This window comes from Mucilaginibacter psychrotolerans, assembly GCF_004519315.1.
Classification (GTDB): Bacteria; Bacteroidota; Bacteroidia; order Sphingobacteriales; family Sphingobacteriaceae; genus Mucilaginibacter; species Mucilaginibacter psychrotolerans.
Window position 1 is genome coordinate 375,365 of sequence record NZ_SOZE01000002.1, and the last position, 18,338, is coordinate 393,702.

16 protein-coding genes are annotated in these 18,338 nt (G+C 46.2%); 8 read left to right on the forward strand and 8 right to left on the reverse strand.

The window, feature by feature from the left end:
• Nucleotides 1-609 (reverse strand): hypothetical protein, encoded by a 609-nt coding sequence (locus tag E2R66_RS03745; protein WP_158288331.1) that lies wholly within the window; start codon nucleotides 607-609, stop codon nucleotides 1-3.
• On the opposite strand from E2R66_RS03745, the gene E2R66_RS03750 reads away from it, so the two are divergent.
• Nucleotides 608-1,597, forward strand: coding sequence for a hypothetical protein (locus E2R66_RS03750; protein ID WP_133226233.1), 990 nt, complete (start codon nucleotides 608-610; stop codon nucleotides 1,595-1,597). The genes E2R66_RS03745 and E2R66_RS03750 overlap by 2 nt on opposite strands.
• A 142-nt stretch (nucleotides 1,598-1,739) precedes the next feature.
• Here the strand turns inward: E2R66_RS03750 and E2R66_RS03755 are convergent, their stop codons facing one another.
• From E2R66_RS03755 to E2R66_RS03770, 4 genes are read right to left on the reverse strand one after another with little or no spacing between them, the layout of a single operon-like run.
• A complete protein-coding gene (locus tag E2R66_RS03755; RefSeq protein ID WP_394347168.1) occupies nucleotides 1,740-2,348 on the reverse strand; it encodes a rhomboid family intramembrane serine protease in 609 nt (202 codons plus the stop codon).
• Nucleotides 2,345-4,090, reverse strand: coding sequence for a M14 family zinc carboxypeptidase (locus tag E2R66_RS03760; protein ID WP_133226231.1), 1,746 nt, complete (start codon nucleotides 4,088-4,090; stop codon nucleotides 2,345-2,347). Before E2R66_RS03760 ends, E2R66_RS03755 begins: the two co-directional genes overlap by 4 nt.
• A gap of 34 nt (nucleotides 4,091-4,124) precedes the next feature.
• Nucleotides 4,125-4,526, reverse strand: coding sequence for an MmcQ/YjbR family DNA-binding protein (locus tag E2R66_RS03765; protein WP_317130760.1), 402 nt, complete (start codon nucleotides 4,524-4,526; stop codon nucleotides 4,125-4,127).
• On the reverse strand, nucleotides 4,483-5,202 hold the full coding sequence (locus E2R66_RS03770; protein WP_158288332.1) for an outer membrane beta-barrel protein: 720 nt from the start codon (nucleotides 5,200-5,202) through the stop codon (nucleotides 4,483-4,485). Before E2R66_RS03770 ends, E2R66_RS03765 begins: the two co-directional genes overlap by 44 nt.
• A gap of 77 nt (nucleotides 5,203-5,279) precedes the next feature.
• Between E2R66_RS03770 and pepT the strand changes: the two genes are divergently transcribed.
• Nucleotides 5,280-6,545, forward strand: a complete 1,266-nt coding sequence (gene pepT, locus E2R66_RS03775) for a peptidase T (protein WP_133226225.1) — start codon at nucleotides 5,280-5,282, stop codon at nucleotides 6,543-6,545.
• Nucleotides 6,546-6,588: 43 nt separating this feature from the next.
• Here the strand turns inward: pepT and E2R66_RS03780 are convergent, their stop codons facing one another.
• Nucleotides 6,589-9,174: a PIG-L family deacetylase gene (locus E2R66_RS03780; protein ID WP_133226223.1), complete on the reverse strand. Its 2,586-nt coding sequence runs from the start codon at nucleotides 9,172-9,174 to the stop codon at nucleotides 6,589-6,591.
• A 284-nt stretch (nucleotides 9,175-9,458) separates the two neighbouring features.
• Here E2R66_RS03780 and E2R66_RS03785 point away from each other — a divergent pair, with 284 nt between their 5' ends.
• From E2R66_RS03785 to E2R66_RS03800, 4 genes are read left to right on the forward strand one after another with little or no spacing between them, the layout of a single operon-like run.
• Nucleotides 9,459-10,106: a TetR/AcrR family transcriptional regulator gene (locus E2R66_RS03785; RefSeq protein WP_133226221.1), complete on the forward strand. Its 648-nt coding sequence runs from the start codon at nucleotides 9,459-9,461 to the stop codon at nucleotides 10,104-10,106.
• On the forward strand, nucleotides 10,090-11,457 hold the full coding sequence (locus E2R66_RS03790) for a TolC family protein (protein WP_133226219.1): 1,368 nt from the start codon (nucleotides 10,090-10,092) through the stop codon (nucleotides 11,455-11,457). The genes E2R66_RS03785 and E2R66_RS03790 overlap by 17 nt, the downstream gene beginning before the upstream one ends.
• 18 nt (nucleotides 11,458-11,475) lie before the next feature.
• Nucleotides 11,476-12,528 (forward strand): HlyD family secretion protein, encoded by a 1,053-nt coding sequence (locus tag E2R66_RS03795; protein ID WP_133226217.1) that lies wholly within the window; start codon nucleotides 11,476-11,478, stop codon nucleotides 12,526-12,528.
• A gap of 4 nt (nucleotides 12,529-12,532) precedes the next feature.
• Nucleotides 12,533-14,074 carry a DHA2 family efflux MFS transporter permease subunit gene (locus tag E2R66_RS03800; RefSeq protein WP_133226215.1) on the forward strand — a complete coding sequence of 514 codons (1,542 nt, stop codon included), beginning with the start codon at nucleotides 12,533-12,535 and terminating at the stop codon, nucleotides 14,072-14,074.
• Between the two features lie 254 nt (nucleotides 14,075-14,328).
• On the opposite strand, the gene E2R66_RS03805 is transcribed toward E2R66_RS03800, so the two are convergent.
• Nucleotides 14,329-14,913, reverse strand: coding sequence for a carboxymuconolactone decarboxylase family protein (locus E2R66_RS03805; RefSeq protein WP_133226213.1), 585 nt, complete (start codon nucleotides 14,911-14,913; stop codon nucleotides 14,329-14,331).
• A gap of 75 nt (nucleotides 14,914-14,988) precedes the next feature.
• Complete coding sequence (locus E2R66_RS03810) at nucleotides 14,989-15,534, reverse strand: peroxiredoxin (protein WP_133226211.1); 546 nt, start codon at nucleotides 15,532-15,534, stop codon at nucleotides 14,989-14,991.
• A 191-nt stretch (nucleotides 15,535-15,725) separates the two neighbouring features.
• Between E2R66_RS03810 and E2R66_RS03815 the strand changes: the two genes are divergently transcribed.
• Both E2R66_RS03815 and E2R66_RS03820 read left to right on the forward strand, forming a co-directional pair.
• Nucleotides 15,726-17,654 (forward strand): YARHG domain-containing protein, encoded by a 1,929-nt coding sequence (locus E2R66_RS03815; RefSeq protein ID WP_133226209.1) that lies wholly within the window; start codon nucleotides 15,726-15,728, stop codon nucleotides 17,652-17,654.
• Nucleotides 17,651-18,274 carry a DUF2306 domain-containing protein gene (locus E2R66_RS03820; protein WP_133226207.1) on the forward strand — a complete coding sequence of 208 codons (624 nt, stop codon included), beginning with the start codon at nucleotides 17,651-17,653 and terminating at the stop codon, nucleotides 18,272-18,274. The genes E2R66_RS03815 and E2R66_RS03820 overlap by 4 nt, the downstream gene beginning before the upstream one ends.
• Nucleotides 18,275-18,338 lie beyond the last annotated feature (64 nt).

The following is an 18,338-nucleotide window of genomic DNA, read 5'->3' on the forward strand; positions in this document are numbered from 1 at the left end:
TTAAGCGTCGGTTTTTATCATCAATTCCCAGTAAATACCCATTTGCCCGCGGTTTTCAAAGGTGCCGGCGGGCAAATGGGTAGGGAACTTTTTTTTAGAAATATCTATGGTGTTTACAAATTGTGTCAACTCCGGCAGTTTATTTTCTACGAATTGCAGGATGGCGTAATCCCAAACAGCGTAGTGGCTCAGCATCCAGGCAAATTCTACGTCGAACTTACCTTGTTTCATGTAGTTGTTCAGGATGGTGTACGACCCCAAAATAACCGCCTCATCCAAATCGTCTATCCCGGTGAGCCAGTCGGTTTCTACAATGAGGTTCCAGTTGAGGAACACCAGCCGTTTAAGGGCCTCCAGTTTGGTAGCTTCGTCATCCGACTCCAAAAAAACACGGAGGTATTCGCGGTGTATGGCCTTGTAGTTGTCCAGTATCAATTTATCGGCCTGCCAATCGGCTTCGGTAGCAACATTGCTGTTGAGTTGCTGTTGCGTGCGTTTATAAATCTCGTGCTCGTTTTGCGAGAGGCTTAAGAGGGATAAAGTCATTTTTACTACATAAAACCCAAAGCTAAAATAATAAGTCTGAAACCTGCTTATCTTTGCCGCCATGGCGGCACAAATATACCACCCCTTCAGCACCTTCAATTTCAGCAACACCAAATGCTTTTTAACCGGGGATAGTTTAAGCAGCACCGAAGAAAAGATACAGGTGTTTCCGCAATGGCTGATGAGCCGCTACAGCCTGGAAGATAAGCCCTTTAAGCTGCTGGACGAAAGCATCGCCACCTATAAAGACCTGAAGGTACCTTGCTCTGCCGCCGTAAATGAACAGTATTTGGAGCCCTTGGAAGCGGAGATTGCCGCTGCTTTTGAGCTCGGCTATGAGGGCTTGAAAGCTTTGGACGAACTCAGACTTTTTCAATGGGTATGCAAGTTGCTGTATGGCATTGTTTTTAACGAATTGCAGGCCGGGATAAAATTGCAGCATGCCCAGGGCGAGGAGTTCAATATATCGCAATCCATCATCCATAAATTCAGCCACCTGCACCTCATGCTGCAGAGCATCAACCTGCCCATAACGTTCGAAGATTTTAAACCTTATAGCTTGTTTTTGTTTAAGGTGGATAACCATGCCGAAGAGTTTGGCTACCGCGACGAGATAAATACTCAAACCTTTGCCCTGCGGATAGCAGATTTTGGCCTGGTGATGTGCCTGCAGGATAACGGCGCCAACGGCAGCTATCACCGCGAGTTATACGAACAGCTTAAAAATGATACCCTGCACCCCATCCAGTTCGAGGAATTTTCGGCAAGGGTGTTCTATTCTAACTATCTGTTCAACCGCCTGCCCGAGTATGAGGTGATGCCCGTTGGTGAAGAAATCTTCGTAGAAGCCATGCCCCTGCGCGGTATCAGCAGCAAGCCGCTGTTTGACGATTGGACCAACAAAACCTACGGACAGGTGCTGGAAAGCTTCTGGAAAAGCTGGGGCTTCCTGCTTTTAGAAATCATCAAAAACCCCAACCAGCCCATAAGCTTTTTGTTCGATGCTGATGGCAACCGCGTCCCGGCCGGGGCCATTACCCTGCACCCCTAAACCCTGATGTGCGCGTTCGGTAGCGCACAAAAGGCAAAACCGCACAAGGGCATGGAAAAACTAAGAAAAACACAGAAAAGCACAGATTTTTCTCGGGATTCGTCCGGTTTTTCTATGAAATAATCCGGATAAAACCTTCTTCCTAAAACTTGCTAAAAAACTCGTTGATGACGGTATGATGAAGTATAATGGTAATCAGGATACCGCTCAGCGCGCCGAACATGTGGGCATCGTGATTGATATTGTCTCGGGCGTGCTTAGCTGCAAAATGGCAATAAACCAGGTACAGGATACCGAATATCCAGGCAGGGATGCGGATGCCAGGTATAAATATCAGGCCCATCTGGCCATGTGGATTAAATAGTATAGCGCTGAAAATCACCGCGCTGATAGCGCCCGATGCACCCAATGTATTATACCATGAATCTTCCTTATGTTTTTGGATGGAAGGCAAGTCGCTCAATATCAAGCTTACCATATACAAAACGCCAAACTGCCAATGCCCAAGCATGGCTTCCAGTTGAAAGGCGAAGAAATAGTAGGAAAGCATGTTAAAGAACAAATGGTTCCAATCCGCATGAATGAGTCCACTGGTGATGATGGTGTAAACCCGATGCCCGCGCGAGGCCTCGTAAGGGTTGAGGATAAATTTGGCGTAGATATTAGGGTCGGAAAAGGCCCATAGCGATGTGGCCAGTGTTAGTACAAAAATTACCGATGCCACGGGGGCCATCGTAAGGTATTCCATCATTTCAGGTCGAGTTTAGTATCTGTTAGTAACCTGCCCACCGGGTAGCGCAGGTAAGTTTTTTCGAAATAGGGCGAATTGCGGTAAACGAAATTAAGTTGAGCAGCTGCGCTTGTCGCCATTTTGGGGTCTTTTGCTTTTTCTTCATCCAGTTTTTTGCGCAACTCCGGGTCGGCTTTCAGCAGCGCGGCGGCAACATCCTCAAAAACGTAATCAGAGAAATATTCTTTTTGCCCCAATACCGAATCGAAGAAGTTCCAGGCGAAGAACGAATCTACGCCCTGCGGCTCCAAAGTTTCAACAATGTAACGGTTAATGGGCTGGTTTACATATACCACATAGTCGCCGGCGTAGAATTTAATTTTGCTATCTACCGGGGTAAGCTTTACGCCGGTATGAATGTAGTGGCCCTCGTAGGGCCGCGCGCCTGTTTTATAATCAGCAATGTAGTACATCTGTAAGCTTAGCGTGGTATCATGCGCCAGTTGTTTCATGGCTACCTTATTCAACTTAAACAAGTCGATAACCTTGCCCCAGGCCTGCGGTATAACGTAGGCAACGGGTTTATCAACCGTTGCGGTGGCTTTATAAGTGTTAAAGAACTTGATGGCTTTGGTATAAGGCTTGTTGCGGTCGTAATACAACCGGGGCAGGCCACTTACTTCGCTGGGTTTGTAGGCAGCCTGGTAGCCTTTAAAGGTTATGGTATCTATCTTGCTTTGATCCAGCGACCAGGCCAGGTCGAAAGACTTTTGCTTGCTCACCTGGGCATCCACTTTTTTGCGTAGTTCGCCTATGGTTTTGGCATCGCGCTGGCAAATGGCTATCAGCTGCTCCATAAAGTTATAGGTGGCATACAAGCGTTTGTCGAAGGGTTTCAGCATATGTGTTTCCGTCATATAGCTGATCATATTGTGCTGGGCGGCAAAACCTGTTGAGAAACGCGGCGTCTCCATAAAACTCACTATGCCGTTATCCGGCAGGCCGCTTTCGCCCGCGCCGTAGGGTATCATCTCGTAGCCGCTTTTCTTCATGCCATTGTACAGGTCGGCGGTCATTACTCTGGCGGTATAGTCTGCTAATAATGGGTTCTGTTTATCCTTTTGTGTTTCTATCAACGTCATCACGTACTGGTAGTCGGCACCATCGCTTACGTGGTTATCCAGCAGTACTTCTGGCTGCCAGGTGTTGAGTATCTGCGTAAAAGCGAGGGCGTTGCGGCTATCGGCTTTGATAAAATCACGATTGAGATCCAGATTGCGGTAATTGCCACGGAAGCCATACGCATCGGGCCCGTTCTGGTTGGCGCGCGAGTGGCCGCGGTTCATGTTGCCATCGATATTATAAACGGCTATGATGCAGATGACCACATCTTTGGGTAGCTTGTTGCCTTTTAGCAAATCGCGCGTAAGCATCATGCTGGCATCTATGCCTTCGGGTTCGCCGGGGTGTATGCCATTGTTGATGAGCAGCACACGTTTATCCTGTTTTTTGATGAGTGTAGGGTCGAAGGTCTTATCCTTCGATAGCACCACCAATGTCAATGGCTTGCCCACATCCGTCATGCCGTAATCAATCATCCGCATCTGTGGATATAGCTTTGCCAGTTTTTGATAATAAGCAATAACTTCGGCATGCGTAGCCGAGTAGTTTTTATCTTTGCTTAGTTCAAAAGGGCTGAGTTGGGCGTTTGCCTGCGTAAACAGAACGAGGCATAGCAGCAGGACGGGGATTTTCTTCATCATGTTGCGGCAAATATAAGGCGCTTGTTGCTGCAAATTATTGGTTAGCGGCTATTTCGGTCTGTAACTTTTTGGGGAGGTTTTTCAGTACCAGGTTGTAGGAATGATCTATTAGCGCTAAAAGCTGCATGCGTGTAAGTGAGCCACCCATAAAAATGGTGTTCCAGTGCACTTTACTCATGTGGTAACCTGGCTGCACTTCGGTATATTGTTCCCTCAGCTCAATAGCGCGTTCCGGGTCGCATTTGCCGTTGAAGTGCTGCCCATCGGCCAGGCCTATCAGTAAGAACATCTTGCCGGCAACCTTAAAAACCAATGTATCCTCCCCAAAGGGAAACCCTTCTTCAACCGCAGGCAAAGCAAGGCAATAATTGCGCAGCTCCTCTATATTCAACTCAATTCCCCCCGATAGATTTATCGTAACTGGCTTCGTGGCCAAAATTGTATTTGATACCGATGGTAATCTGGCGGTACTGGTCGGACGCGTTGTTCTTAAATTGAGATACGGGGTCCGCATAACCATCCAGCCCTTCGCCAAAGGTGATATTGTGCTGGTAACCTATGTCTATACCAAATTTTGGCACACCGTAATAATCGTAAATCTTAAATTCGTAGCCAAAACGCAAAGGTAAGATAACGTTCACCGATTTGTTGCTGCCGGGAAAAAGGTAAGCGGGATCTAAGAGGCTATATTGGTTCCTATCCACATTATTGAAAATAGCCCCGATGCCGACTCCGGCATAAAAATTTTTGAGGAGGTTTAGAAAATCGCTGCGGTAATAATCAATACCATCGCCCAACTGATAGTTAAGGTGCACCATCAGTGCCTTATATTTATTCTCAAACCGGCGGGTATCCTTATCTTCGGCCACGGTATTGCCGCCGCCTTTTAAGTTTCCCCATTGAAACTCAAGCACGATGGGTATATAGGGATTGTAATAGTAGGTAAGATCGGCATGGTAAGCCTGTGTGGTAAAACTTTTCTTTAAATCTGCCAGGGGCTGTACCAAACTGGCACCCGCACCAATACCAAAACTATTATAATTGTAGCCGGACTGGGCCTTAACTTTGCCAAAAGCAAAAACGACAGCAACTAATAAAATATACTTTTTCAAATTAATTGAGTTAAGGTTATTCACAGATTGCAATGCCTGGCGCATGCAAAATAAAATTTCACTAATATAGGTTTTCTATGGATTTTAATACAGCACTTACTTATACAGCCGCCGAAAGATTTTTGCGGTACGTTACCATCGATACGCAATCAGACCCTGCATCACCAACATGCCCATCTACGGAGAAGCAAAAAGACCTCGGTCGCCTGCTGGTGGCCGAATTGCTGGAGATGGGCCTTACCGATGCCCATCTAGACGAGCACGGCTACGTGTATGCCACCATCCCTGCAAATACCGACAAGCCGGAAGTGCCGGTGATTTGCTTTTGCTCGCATATGGATACCGCGCCCGATTGCAGCGGTACCGGCGTGAAGCCATTGGTGCACCGCAACTACAACGGTGCCGATATCATTCTGCCAGACGATAGCACCCAGGTTTTGCGGATGGCAGAACACCCCGACCTGAAGAACCAGCTGGGCAATGATATTATTACCGCATCGGGCACTACGCTGCTGGGTGCCGATAACAAGGCCGGCGTTGCCGAGATAATGGATGCCTGCTATCAGTTGATAAATCACCCCGAGATAAAGCATGGCACCATAAAAATCCTTTTTACGCCCGATGAGGAAATTGGCCGTGGTGTGGATAAAGCGGATATTGAGAAGATTGCCGCCTTCGCTTGCTACACCATAGATGGAGAGAACGCCGGCAACCTGGAGAACGAAACCTTTTCGGCAGATGGAGCAATGTTAACCATCAACGGCGTAAGTGCGCACCCGGGTTTTGCGAAGGGCAAAATGGAAAGTGCTATTAAGATTGCCGGACTGATCATTGCCGCGCTACCTCATCATTTATCGCCCGAAGGAACTGAAGGCATGCAGGGCTTTGTACACCCGGTAGATATGGCCGGCCATGTAGAAACCGCCACCATAGATTTCATCATACGCGATTTTGACGAGGATTTGCTGGCGAACCATGCTGATGTTATCAGGCAGATTACAGCTGGCGTTTTGAAAAATTTCCCCAATGCCAGCTATACTTTGGAGGTGAAACCCCAGTATCGTAACATGAAAAACGTGCTGGCGCAGCACCCGCAGATTGTAGACTATGGACTGGAAGCCATACGCCGCGCAGGCATGGAACCTAAACTTTGCAGCATACGGGGTGGTACCGATGGTTCGCGCCTATCATTCATGGGTTTGCCTACACCCAATATCTTTGCCGGTGAACACGCGTTCCACGGCAAGCAGGAGTGGGTGAGCATACAGGATATGCAAAAAGCAGTTGATACCATTTTGCATTTATGTAGCATTTGGGAGGAGCGAAGCCGCCTAGCTCCCTGACGTGAGCGACAGGGAGTAGACGCGCGGCACAAATAACTAACCCTTACTGACCCACCGTATTCTTTGGCTTGCTCAATAAATTGATAAATAACCGGTACGCACCGGGTACGCCCGCAGGCAACTGGCGGAAGAACGCCAGCGAGGTGTAAACAAACCTGCCCTCGCCATATTCGGTAACGGCAACGGCGCCGTTACTTTGGCCCTCGCCTGGGTCGCCCATTTGCAATGGGGTTTTATATTTCGGGTCGATGTTGTTAAGCATGTACACGCTGCGTTCCTGTATCCAGCCTTTAAAATCCTCCTGGCTTATCTGGTTGGGGTAATTGAGGATAGGGTTGTTTTTATCGAGGATGGTTACCGGCGCGGTTTCGTCGGTTACGCGTTCGTTCACTATCCGGAAGGGGTAGGGGCCGATCTCTTTGGTAACCAAACCATTGTTGTTATTGTACTGTACCACCAGGTTACCACCGTTTTTTACGTACTCCATCAGTTTTGGCTGCTCGTAAGCAAGCCGCGGGTTTACGTTGTATGCCCGTACGCCGGTTACGATGGCATCGTAAATGCTGAGGTCGCCGTTAAGGATTTCGCTTTCGGTAAGCTGGTGTACTTCGTAGCCTACTTCGCGCAAGGCATCAGGCACCAGGTCGCCCGCACCGCCTATATAGCCGATGCGTTTGCCTGCAATCTTCAAATTGATATTCACCAGTTTGGCCTGCGCCGGCGGGAAGATAGTTATAGCGGGCACGTGGTTGTATTTGATATTAAGCAAACCCTGTGAAAAGGTTTTGCCGTTTGCAGTGGTAATTACATCCAGGTTGGCGGTGTTTGATCTATCATCCGTAGGCACAACGGTAAACGCCACGGTCCACTCGTCGCCCTTCTTCTTGCCCGTAAAGTCTATCCTTTCGGGACTGATTTTCCAGCCGGCGATGGGTTTGATGCTTACGCTGCCATCGGCATTGGTAAAGGATTTGAGTTTTACCTGCACGGTTTGCGGTAGCGGGCCGTTGAAAACGTAAACCTTTTCGGTAATGTTAGCAGTAACAGGTGGGGCAATTTCTAAGGGTTGATAAATTTCGCCACGGGCGGGGTCTACGTATTTGTATTGCAAGGTTCGGTAGAAGGTCATAGGCTTACCTGCGATCAGGAAGGAAAATTTCATCTTAGGTGCGTCTGGGTTTTCCGGATTACCCACTTTAGTGTCGTCATCTATATAGTAACTTCCTATCGGGTGTGGCTGCTCTAACCAATAAGGCTGCGAAATGCCGCCTGTAACGCAGGTGTTATTAAATGTTTGCAATTCGCCGACCGGTATATCCTTATTGGTAACCGCCAGATCGTAGTGCGTAAGGGGCCTGCTGCCTGCTGCGCTTGCCGGGCTTTTTGCTTTATCCATGGATTGTATAAGCTCCAATCCGTTCAATACGATATTTAATCCATTGCGGCTGATGACCTGCGTGCGGATAGCCATTTGGTCATCCTGCGCATAAGTGGGCTCTGCTGTGTATGCTTCAAACCACAACCCCGCACAGGCGGCAATCAAATCTTTCAGGTCTTTTGTTTTTTGCTGATGCCAATACGTATAATCTTCCACCGCACCCGCTTTCAGCCTTACGGTTTGCATAGCTTTATCGTTTACAAAATCCATATCCACCTTATCCAGCAATTTTACTAAAGCAGGTACCGATGCCTGCGGCGCGTCGTCATTAAAATCCTTACGGATTTTGGCCAGCTCGTCTCCAATCGGCGCGCCGCCTGGGATACGTGCCCAGGTGGTAGTTATGCCGTCCATCAGGTCGGTTTTTGGGGCATCACCTAAAATAGTCTTGAAATACTCGAATACATCGCCTCGTTGCCTGGCCGAGCCAAAGCCCTGCGTTTTGTGGTTGCTGCGGCTTTCGGCAGCAATTTCGCCATAGCTTTGGCCTAAAGTAGGGTTATAGCCGCCAACGTTCAGCTTAAACTGGTCCTCAGATGTGGTGTTGGTATTGCCAAAGTTGAAGGTATTCCAAAGCAAACGTTTGGCCTGCCAAGGGGTAACGCCATGCTTCAGTTGCTCGGGGTAGCGTTTTGGGTCGGCTGCTGCGCTGAAGGCTTCCTGCGCTAATATAGCCGATGCCGTGTGGTTGCCGTGGCCGCCCTCGCCCGTAGTGGGGAAACGGCATATCATCACATCCGGCCTGAATTTGCGTATCACCCAAACCATATCGCCCAGTATCTTATCCTTATCCCAAAACTTCAGGGTTTCCTCGGGGTTCTTGGAGAAACCGAAATCTGTAGCGCGGCTAAAGAACTGCTCGGCACCATCCATTCTGCGGGCGGCCAGCAATTCCTGCGTTCGTATCAGGCCCAGCAATTCGCCTTGTTCTGTTCCTATCAAATTTTGTCCGCCATCGCCACGGGTTAACGACAAATAACCGGTACGGTAATGTTTCTCCTGCGCCAGGTAGGCCAGCAGGCGGGTGTTCTCGTCGTCGGGATGGGCGGCAATGTATAGTACGCTGCCCAAAACGTTCAGTTTTTTAAACTCCTGTTGTATGGTGCCTATGTCGCTGGGTGGTGCGGTTTGGGCTTTAAGGCTTTGGCTAACAATAAATAAGGCGATGGTAAACAGCAGAGTACGCTTCATAAGAACAAATATATTATAAACACCTATTGGGCATATAGTGTAGCGATAATATTATATGGGGGTGACTGTCTGAATCAGAATTCACAGAATTTAAAAATTAACAGGATGTGTGGTCATCAGTAATTCTGAAAATTCTCAAATCCTGTAAATTCTGATTCCGACGGGTAAAAAGTTAATCAATCGATTAAATCGTGGCACGGTTATCAATGTGTTACAAAAGGCTGACAGAAATAATTTTAATTAATTAATCGATTGATTAATTTTGTGCCGTGATAATAACCACAATGGAAAAAGAGAAAATAGATAAGAAGGACCATATACTGGATGTAGCTGAAAAAATCTTTGCGGAATTTGGCTATGATGGTGCTTCTACCCGTGCCATCTCCGGCGAGGCCGGCGTTAACATGGCCATGCTTAATTATTACTTCGGATCCAAAGAAGGTGTGTTCCTGGCCATATTCGAACGTCGCATAGCGATGTTTCAACAGGTACTCGCCGAAATTGGTAACGATACCAGCAAATCTGCCTGGGAAAAGCTGGATAAATACATCGAAAGCTACGTGGAGAAAGTGGTGAATAACAATTGCTTCCACATTATGCTACATCGCGAAATATCCAAAACAAAGAAATCGGAACTTACCGATAGGATAACCGCTATCGTAATGAAAAACGTAAAGGTTTTTCAGGGTATTATTGCCGACGGGGTAAAAAGTGGTGAGTTCAACCCCGATATCGACCAGGAACTATTGGTAGCCACCTTGTTTGGCACTAAAAATTACATCATAAACACGCCGCATATTTCATCAGTAGTATTAGGCTACGATGTGTTGGATAGCCAGGCACAGGACGAATTGTTGAAACCCCGCCTGAAAAAATACCTGAAAAACCTTTTGAAAGCTTACCTACAAAACTCACATGACAACCATAAATAATAGTCCCTTGAAACCTCACCTATTGAAAAGAGCTGTTAAGGCCGCGGGTGGCATTGCTGTATTGATTACCGCATTGCTTATTACCAACCCGGTAGCGGCCCAAGACAGGACCATCACGCTTGACGAAGCCGTTAAGCTGGGATTGGACAACAGCAAAACGCTGAAACTATCGCAATCGAAGATCGACCGCGCGGTATCGCAGTTCGAGCAAGCCAAAGACCAGGCATTGCCAACCGGCAAGGCAAGCTTTGGCTACAACCATGCCGAAATACCCGCAAACACCCTAAACCTGGGTGGCGACAGCAAAGTTAACCTCCCCTCCAACGCGGATGCTTATTTAGGCACGTTATCGCTTAACCAGGTAATTTGGGCAGGCAACAAACTTAAATACGCCCGCGAAAGCACAAACCTGCTTACCCAGGTCGCACGCCTTGATGCCGTGAACGATCGTGACGAGATCGCGTACAACATTATCAATGCCTACTATAACCTTTATAAGGTATTGCAGGCAAAAAAGGTAGTTACACAGAACCTGGTTACCATAGATGCGCAGATAAAACAATCGCAGCGCTTCTTCGACCAGGGTTTGGTTACCAAAAACGACGTTTTGCGTTTCCAACTGCAACGCTCTAACATCGAACTGAACGGGATAGACCTGGAAAACAACCGCCGCATCATCAATTATAATATGGATGTGTTACTGGGCCTGCCCGAAACCACCGAGCTAAACATTGCCCAGATAAACGATGCTGCTAACACCGCCGCACCGCTTACTGTTTACATCGATAGCGCATTTGCCCACCGTGCCGAATTAAAGCAGATGGACCTGCGCACCCAGGTAGCTGATGTAAACATCAAAAGTATCAAAGCCAATACATCGCCAACACTTTCGGCATCGGGCATTGCCTACTACGTAGGCCTATCAGGCAACCCTATACCAAAAAGCGGCAAATTCATTACGCCAATATCGGTAGGACTTACCCTCGGCTGGAACTTCGGCACCTTGTGGACCAATAAAAACAAGCTTAACGAAGCACGACTGCAACAACAGGAAATCATCATAGACAAAGGCATCACCGGCGACCGTATCAAAAACGAGGTGAACCAAAGCTACCAGAACTACAAAACGGCACTGGATAAAATAACCCTGCTGCAGACCTCTATAAACCAGGCCAACGAAAACAACAGAATACTGGAATCTAAATACAAGAGCAATATATCATCGGCTACAGACCGTGCCGATGCGCAAACCTTACTTTACCAGGCCGAAATAAACCTGGAACTGGCCAAAGCAGATGCAGGCCTGGCTTACTATACTTTACTAAAATCAACCGGAACTCTTAACAAATAATATTAATACAAAAATACCATGGCAAACCAGGAAACAGAAACCAAAAAGAAACCTAATAGAGTACTTCCTATCATTTTAGGGGTAGTACTTATCGGTGGTATCATTTTCGGTGTAAAAGAATATATATATTTCAGCAAGCACGTTGATACCGACGATGCACAGATAGATGGCGACATAAGCCCGGTAGTAGCCCGCGTTGGCGGCTATGTAGATAGCATTATGTTCGAAGAAAACACGCACGTTGAAAAAGGCCAGCTGCTGGTGAAGATAGACGACCGCGATTACCGCGTGAAATTGGAGCAGGCACAAGCTGCCCAGGTTGGCGCAAGCGCAAACATTGGCGTTGGCGAATCGCAGATATCAACAACAGCCGCAAATTCATCAAGCGCGAAAGCGGAGGTGACATCGGCAGGTGCACGTCTGGATAAAGTGAAGAAGGATTACGCCCGTTATGCCAACCTGGTGCAGGATGGCTCGGTGACCCGTCAGCAGTTCGATCAGGCTAAAGCCGATCTTGAAGTTGCGCAGGCCAACTACGATGCTGCAAAAGACAAATATAAAGCAGCCCAGCAACAAGTTGCCACCAGCCGTAGCCAGTTAAAGGTTACCAATACAGGTGTAAGCCAAAAGCAGGTTGATATAGATTATGCAAACTTACAGCTTACCTATACCCAGGTAAAATCGCCGGCTACAGGCCTTGCTGCCAAAAAGAACGTGCAGGTTGGTCAGCTGGTGCAGGCCGGGCAAACTTTGTTTTCGGTAGTAAACGATAACAGTCTTTACATCACCGCAAACTTTAAAGAAACCCAGTTGGATAAAATACGCAACGGACAAAAGGTTGATGTTAAGGTTGACGCTTACCCCGATTTAAAAGTTGAAGGCGAAGTTTATAATTTTTCGCCTGCTACAGGTGCCAAATTCTCGTTACTACCACCAGATAACGCAACCGGCAACTTCGTAAAAGTAGTACAGCGCGTGCCCGTAAAAATTAAACTGAGTGGCAGCAAAGAAGATTTAGCCAAACTGCGCCCGGGCATGAGCGTAGATGTTTCGGTGATTACAAAAGACTAATACAATGGCTGAAACTGGCTTTAAAAAATGGATAATTACCATTACGGTAATTATGGCATCGCTCCTGGAGCTGATAGATACTACCATCGTAAACGTGGCCATACCTAAAATACAAGGTTATTTGGGCGCTACGTTAGAGGATATTGCCTGGGTGGTAACCGGCTACGCGGTAGCAAACGTTATTATCCTGCCCATGTCGGGCTGGTTGGGCGGGCGTTTTGGCCGCAAACAGTACTTCCTGGCTTCTATTATCGTATTTACCATTGCATCGTTCTTATGCGGGAATGCAACAACCCTAAATGAACTGGTTATCTTCCGTATACTACAGGGTATAGCGGGTGGTGGATTGATATCAACCGGGCAAACTATTCTGATAGAAACCTGGCCACGCGAGCAGATAGGTACAGCAACCGCTTTATTTGGCTTAGGCGCTGTAGTAGGCCCTACCGTAGGCCCAACCATAGGCGGCTGGATTACCGAACACTACACTTGGCAATGGATATTCTATGTAAACATACCTGTGGGGGCTTTGGCTATTTTCCTTACGTACACGTTTATCAATGAGACGCCCAAGTCGGAGAAAAAGCCCATCGACTGGTGGGGCATTGCACTGCTTGCATTAGCAGTTGGTAGCTTACAAACGATCCTTGAAAAAGGAGAGTCGGAAGATTGGTTTGCAACTACCTATATAACTGTGTTAACCGTAACTGCAGTTATAGGCACTATACTATTTATATGGCGCGAGCTGAGTACCGACCACCCGATAGTAAATTTTAGCATTATGCGGCACCGAAGTTTTTCGGTGGGGATGTTTACGTCCTTTATATTGGGCTTCGGGCTATACGGCTCGGTGTTTGTATTCCCGGTGTTTTGCCAGAATTTGCTGGGCTTTAATGCGCAGCAAACGGGCGAGCTGCTGTTCCCCGGGGGCTTGTGTACCATATTTATGATGCCATTTATTGGTAAAATGCTGAATAAAGGTGTACCTGCCCAATTTATGGCTACTGCGGGCATGTTCCTGTTCTTCGTATTCACCTGGATGCTGAGCAACTCTACCCTGCAAACGGGCCAGAGTGATGTGCTGGTACCCTTATTGATACGCGGCGTGGGTATGGCCCTGTTGTTTGTACCATTAACAACCCTGGCTATGGCCGATCTGAAGGGCCCTGAAATTGGGCAAGGTTCGGGCTTGAATAACATGATGAGGCAGCTGGGTGGGTCATTTGGTATTGCGTCTTTGACTACCATTATTCACATACGCATGGGCAAGCACCGCAGCGATTTGATTACCTATATCAACCCGTATAACCCAGCCTTTACCGAGCGGCTAAATATGTATCAGCATGCCTTTATGGCCAAAGGCAAATCGGTATCTGATGCCTTACACATGGCTTACGGAGCTATAGAAGGTGCCGTAACACGCCAAAGCATGTTGCTTACTTACGATGATGCGTACTGGATATCGGGCCTGGTGATGCTGTTTTCTATCCCGTTGCTATACCTGCAGCCGTTTAAGAAGCTAAAAGCAGTTACCGATTCGCACTAAAAAACAAAACCGTTCAGCTTTGTCAGCTGAACGGTTTCTCCAAAAAAATCAACAATTAAATTTGTAATCCCTCTCCCGGGCTCACAAAGTTGTAGTTAATAAAAATTATGATTAGGAGAGGTGTTATAATCTTATGCTATAAAATTAGTTGTTTTTAATTAACAAACACAAATTTAATTTCATATTATTTTCATCTTAACAGTATTGGTCAAAAGGGGTATGTAAAAATGTCCCTTTTGGCTTTATAAATGGTTTTAGAAAATAATTTTGCCTGTTGCGGTTACCAATGAGGCAATGCGTACGGCATCGAATATACGCTCCTCTGTAGTACCCAGCTTTATCAGCGAATCTTCGTGCGCGTTTACGCACATTTCGCAGCCATTTACAGCAGAAATGGCCAGGCTCATCAATTCAAAAAATTCTTTCCCGGTTACCGGCTTCATCATCAGCTGCATGCGGATGCGGGCGGGTATCTGGGTGTATTTCTCTTTCTGCGTAAAATGGCGGAAACGGTAAAAGATATTGTTAGATGCCAGCAACGATGCGCAGCCCACGGCTTCGGCCACATCTGCAGCTGTAGCACCCTGCGCTTCGGCATATTGCGTATAGTAGTTGGTAAGCGGTAGGTTATTGTTGTTTACAGCAGTGCTAAGGCCAAGCAGGGCGCATTCTTTTTCGCTGAGGTGAGCAGAGGTAAGGGTGCTGGTAAAATTCAGCTTAAAATCGCGCAGATAGCGCGATTCGCCTTTTTCTAACAATGTAAGGCTGGCGGTGCGGTAAGCCACATCAAGGCCGAGGCTTTGCAGTATTTCTTGTATCAGTTCGGTACTTTCGTTCATGATGTTAAAGATGTTATGGTATAAAAAAGCCCTGCTCCCAACGGGTGCAAGGGCCATATATATAGGGGTATTAAATTAAACGGTAAGGGTTTCCTGGCCTTTTTCCCAGTTGCAAGGGCAAAGCTCATCTGTTTGCAAACCATCAAGCACGCGTAAAACTTCTTTTACGTTACGGCCAACGCTCAGGTCGTTTACCGATACCCAACGGATGATGCCGGTAGGGTCAACAATAAAAGTAGCACGGTAAGCAATTTTTTCGTTAGGCTCTAAAATGCCCAGGTCTTCTGCCAATGATTTAGAAGTATCGGCCAGCATCGGGAATTTAAGGTCGCGCAGGTCGTCGTGATCTCTTCTCCAGGCAGCGTGTACAAATTCAGAATCGGTAGAAGCACCAATTAAACGGGTTTCGCGGTCGCGGAATTCGCCATAGTTTTTGTTGAACTCAGCAATTTCTGTAGGGCAAACGAAAGTAAAATCTTTTGGCCACCAGAACATTACGGTCCAAACGTTATCATCATTTACCAGAAAGTCTGAAGTGATGGTTTCAAACTCTTTGCCTTTTTCGAGGCTTGTTACGGCTATTTTAGAAAACTTCGGGAATTGTTGTCCTATTGTTAACATAATGGATGTTTTGTTAAAATTTATGCAACAAATATACGCTTTTAAAGCTTCGGCTTTTATCTGAAATATCTATGGCGTATAGAGGATAGCTATAGTGTTTAGGTTACACGATAGTAGGTACTTAACACTTGTTGATATCCGATTCGTGCTCATTTTTTCCTAAAATAATTTTATTTGCCTATCATTATCGTATGAAAACCAAACCTATCCTAATTGTGGCCGCGCTGGCATTTGTAATTGGCTGCGGCATTTTTATAACCGCCTGCAAAACCGCAAAGAAAACCAAAAAGGCTGCCATTATCGCTTTCCTTAAACATTTTGATGCCAACATAAAAGCAGGGAAAACCAAAGCCGCCCTCACCTGTTTTGAAGACGGCCAAAATAAGGCGGCGAACAAAAAGCTGATAAAACTACTTGCCGGTAAAAGTGGCCCGGACAGTAAGGGCAAGGCACTTTTTAAAGTGGATTTGGATATAGATGCAGTAGGTATCGATTTTACCAACCCTCAGGCAGTGGTGGCCGTTATCCCTGCGAAATTTAAGCATGATAGTTTACCGGATGCTGCATCGCATATCAATTTTACCTTGCACAAGGTGGCTGGCGAAACATATAAAATAGTGGGTGTAAAGGCTGACGATTTTGCGTCGGACTATGCCCTTTATCAAAATAAGGTAATTAATGCTACCGTGCCCGAAACGGATCTTTACAGCCCGGAAACGCTGGCTGCCTTTAAAGTTGCCAAGCAATTACAAACCAAATACGATAGCGTACTATGGTTTCAGCATGTGGATAAAAAAGCATGGTATTTTGTAATAAAGGGCAAAATTACAGACAATTATTATTGGGAATACCGGGACGAGTACGCCAATGAGAAAACGAAGAAGTCTGATTTTAAAATGGGGCTGGTGAATCCGGATTTAAAAGAGGTTATCCCGGTTGAATACGATTTGGTGCACAATATTGGAGGCACAATCGACAGCCTCATAGAGGTGGAAAAGGGCGGAAAAAAGGGTTTTTATGATATGGCAGGAAAACTGGTTGTCCCCGTCTCCTACGACATGGTTTTACCTTTAAGTGATGGTGATAACATTGGCCTGCTAAATAGCGGAAGCGATTTTTTTTATTTGAAGAAAGACCTAACGCTTAGCGAAAAAATAGTCGATTTTAAAATAGCCGAAGTATTGCCCAAGGTTAAGCATTATAACGAAGACTACACCTTATCAGACAAAACTACGCGAAACCTGATGGAATATAACTCGAGAGACCGGTTTACATCGCTTGTGGTTTCTCCGTCTTACCTGGTAGAATGGAACATTCTTGATAAGTTCATTAATCTACAAAATCCGCTAAGGAAATTTGTGGAAGACGAATCAGGGGAAGGCGAAGGAAGTGGATCGATAGCAGTGAGCTACGACGGTACCGGAAATAAGGAAGAAGGAAGCTGGTTTGAAAGCATCTTTCACTCGGTAGTTGATGACTACCTGGGCAGCCGCGCCAGCCTATATCAAACAAAAAATGTACTTGTGATAGATAAAAAGCAAAATAAGGTTTTCTCATTCCAGGGTACAAATTATTTTGGCGGGGGTGAAGGGGGTGGTACAATTAGCGGCACCTGTAACGAAAATAGTTTAAAAGCAATAAACGATTCGTTATTTGAGTTTAAAACTACATCAATATTTAGCCAGGAACTGTTAGATACCAATACTTACATGAATGAAGCACCTTATTATTATTACCTGCAAATTAAAGGCGGTAAATTAGTGCCATTGGCAACAGCGCGAAAATTCCCTACCCAGTTTGTTAAGTTAGACGACTCTTACCTACGGGGCTGCTATATGGTTACAAAATATAATTCAAAATCCGGTAAAAGCATCGACGCTACTTTCGATCGTTTAACACCCGAGATATTACAGGTAATGAAAAACGAGATATACGCCTCTTATAATTACAAGTTCAAAAATGAAAGATGGAACGATATTTTCAGATATAAATTCAATCAGCAGGATACAGTAATGCACGATAACGTTGACGATTCACTGACCGTGGTAGATAAATACAACATAGAGTGGATAAACAGTAAGCTGAAAATTAAGAAAGCCGCAACGCTGGCGTTGAGATGAGCATTATAACTAAAGTGCTACGGCTTCTAGCTTTTTTGTGGGTGTTGCTGCTTAGTAGCGGTACCATTTTACAATACCTTGTTTTTAGCCAAAACACCGTCTTTTTACAGATAAAGAAAGAAGCTATACAAACGGGCTGGTACCTGCCTGCATTTTACTGCCATATTTTTGGCAGTAGTGTAATTCTTATTACAGGTTTTTTCCAGTTCTCAAAAAGAGTTTACAATAACCGCCCGCTGCACAAAACGCTGGGCAAAATTTATGTGTTTGGCGTCCTGTTTTTTGCAGCGCCGGGGGCTTATGTAATGACACTCTTCGTAAGCCGTGGAGCGGGCGTGTTCGCATCCTTTTTAATACAAAACACGCTTTGGGTAGCCTGCACTCTTGCAGCCTGGCTATTGGTGATGAAGGGCCGCATAGGCGACCATAAAAAGATGATGCGCCGCAGCTATGCACTGGCTTTCGGCGCGGTAACGCTTAGGTTTTACATCTGGCTGTTTACCACGTTTGGACATGGCGTTGGCTTTGAGCATAATTACCTCATCATTGCATTCGCGAGCTGGGTACCTAATTTGCTGTTGGCGGAGGTTATTAATAGGTGGGAGGGGAAAAGGCCATAGTCAATGGTCGATAGTCCATAGCCGGAAAAGGAATTGAGCATCTATAGGCCTTAGTCCATAGCCG

Coding starts and splice junctions, on each gene's coding strand:
- E2R66_RS03750 (WP_133226233.1), top strand. CDS start 608: ATGGCGGCACAAATATACCACCCCTTCAGCACCTTCAATTTCAGCAAC.
- E2R66_RS03745 (WP_158288331.1), bottom strand. CDS start 609: ATGGCGGCAAAGATAAGCAGGTTTCAGACTTATTATTTTAGCTTTGGG.
- E2R66_RS03755 (WP_394347168.1), bottom strand. CDS start 2,348: ATGATGGAATACCTTACGATGGCCCCCGTGGCATCGGTAATTTTTGTA.
- E2R66_RS03760 (WP_133226231.1), bottom strand. CDS start 4,090: ATGATGAAGAAAATCCCCGTCCTGCTGCTATGCCTCGTTCTGTTTACG.
- pepT (WP_133226225.1), top strand. CDS start 5,280: ATGGATTTTAATACAGCACTTACTTATACAGCCGCCGAAAGATTTTTG.
- E2R66_RS03780 (WP_133226223.1), bottom strand. CDS start 9,174: ATGAAGCGTACTCTGCTGTTTACCATCGCCTTATTTATTGTTAGCCAA.
- E2R66_RS03785 (WP_133226221.1), top strand. CDS start 9,459: ATGGAAAAAGAGAAAATAGATAAGAAGGACCATATACTGGATGTAGCT.
- E2R66_RS03790 (WP_133226219.1), top strand. CDS start 10,090: ATGACAACCATAAATAATAGTCCCTTGAAACCTCACCTATTGAAAAGA.
- E2R66_RS03795 (WP_133226217.1), top strand. CDS start 11,476: ATGGCAAACCAGGAAACAGAAACCAAAAAGAAACCTAATAGAGTACTT.
- E2R66_RS03800 (WP_133226215.1), top strand. CDS start 12,533: ATGGCTGAAACTGGCTTTAAAAAATGGATAATTACCATTACGGTAATT.
- E2R66_RS03805 (WP_133226213.1), bottom strand. CDS start 14,913: ATGAACGAAAGTACCGAACTGATACAAGAAATACTGCAAAGCCTCGGC.
- E2R66_RS03810 (WP_133226211.1), bottom strand. CDS start 15,534: ATGTTAACAATAGGACAACAATTCCCGAAGTTTTCTAAAATAGCCGTA.
- E2R66_RS03815 (WP_133226209.1), top strand. CDS start 15,726: ATGAAAACCAAACCTATCCTAATTGTGGCCGCGCTGGCATTTGTAATT.
- E2R66_RS03820 (WP_133226207.1), top strand. CDS start 17,651: ATGAGCATTATAACTAAAGTGCTACGGCTTCTAGCTTTTTTGTGGGTG.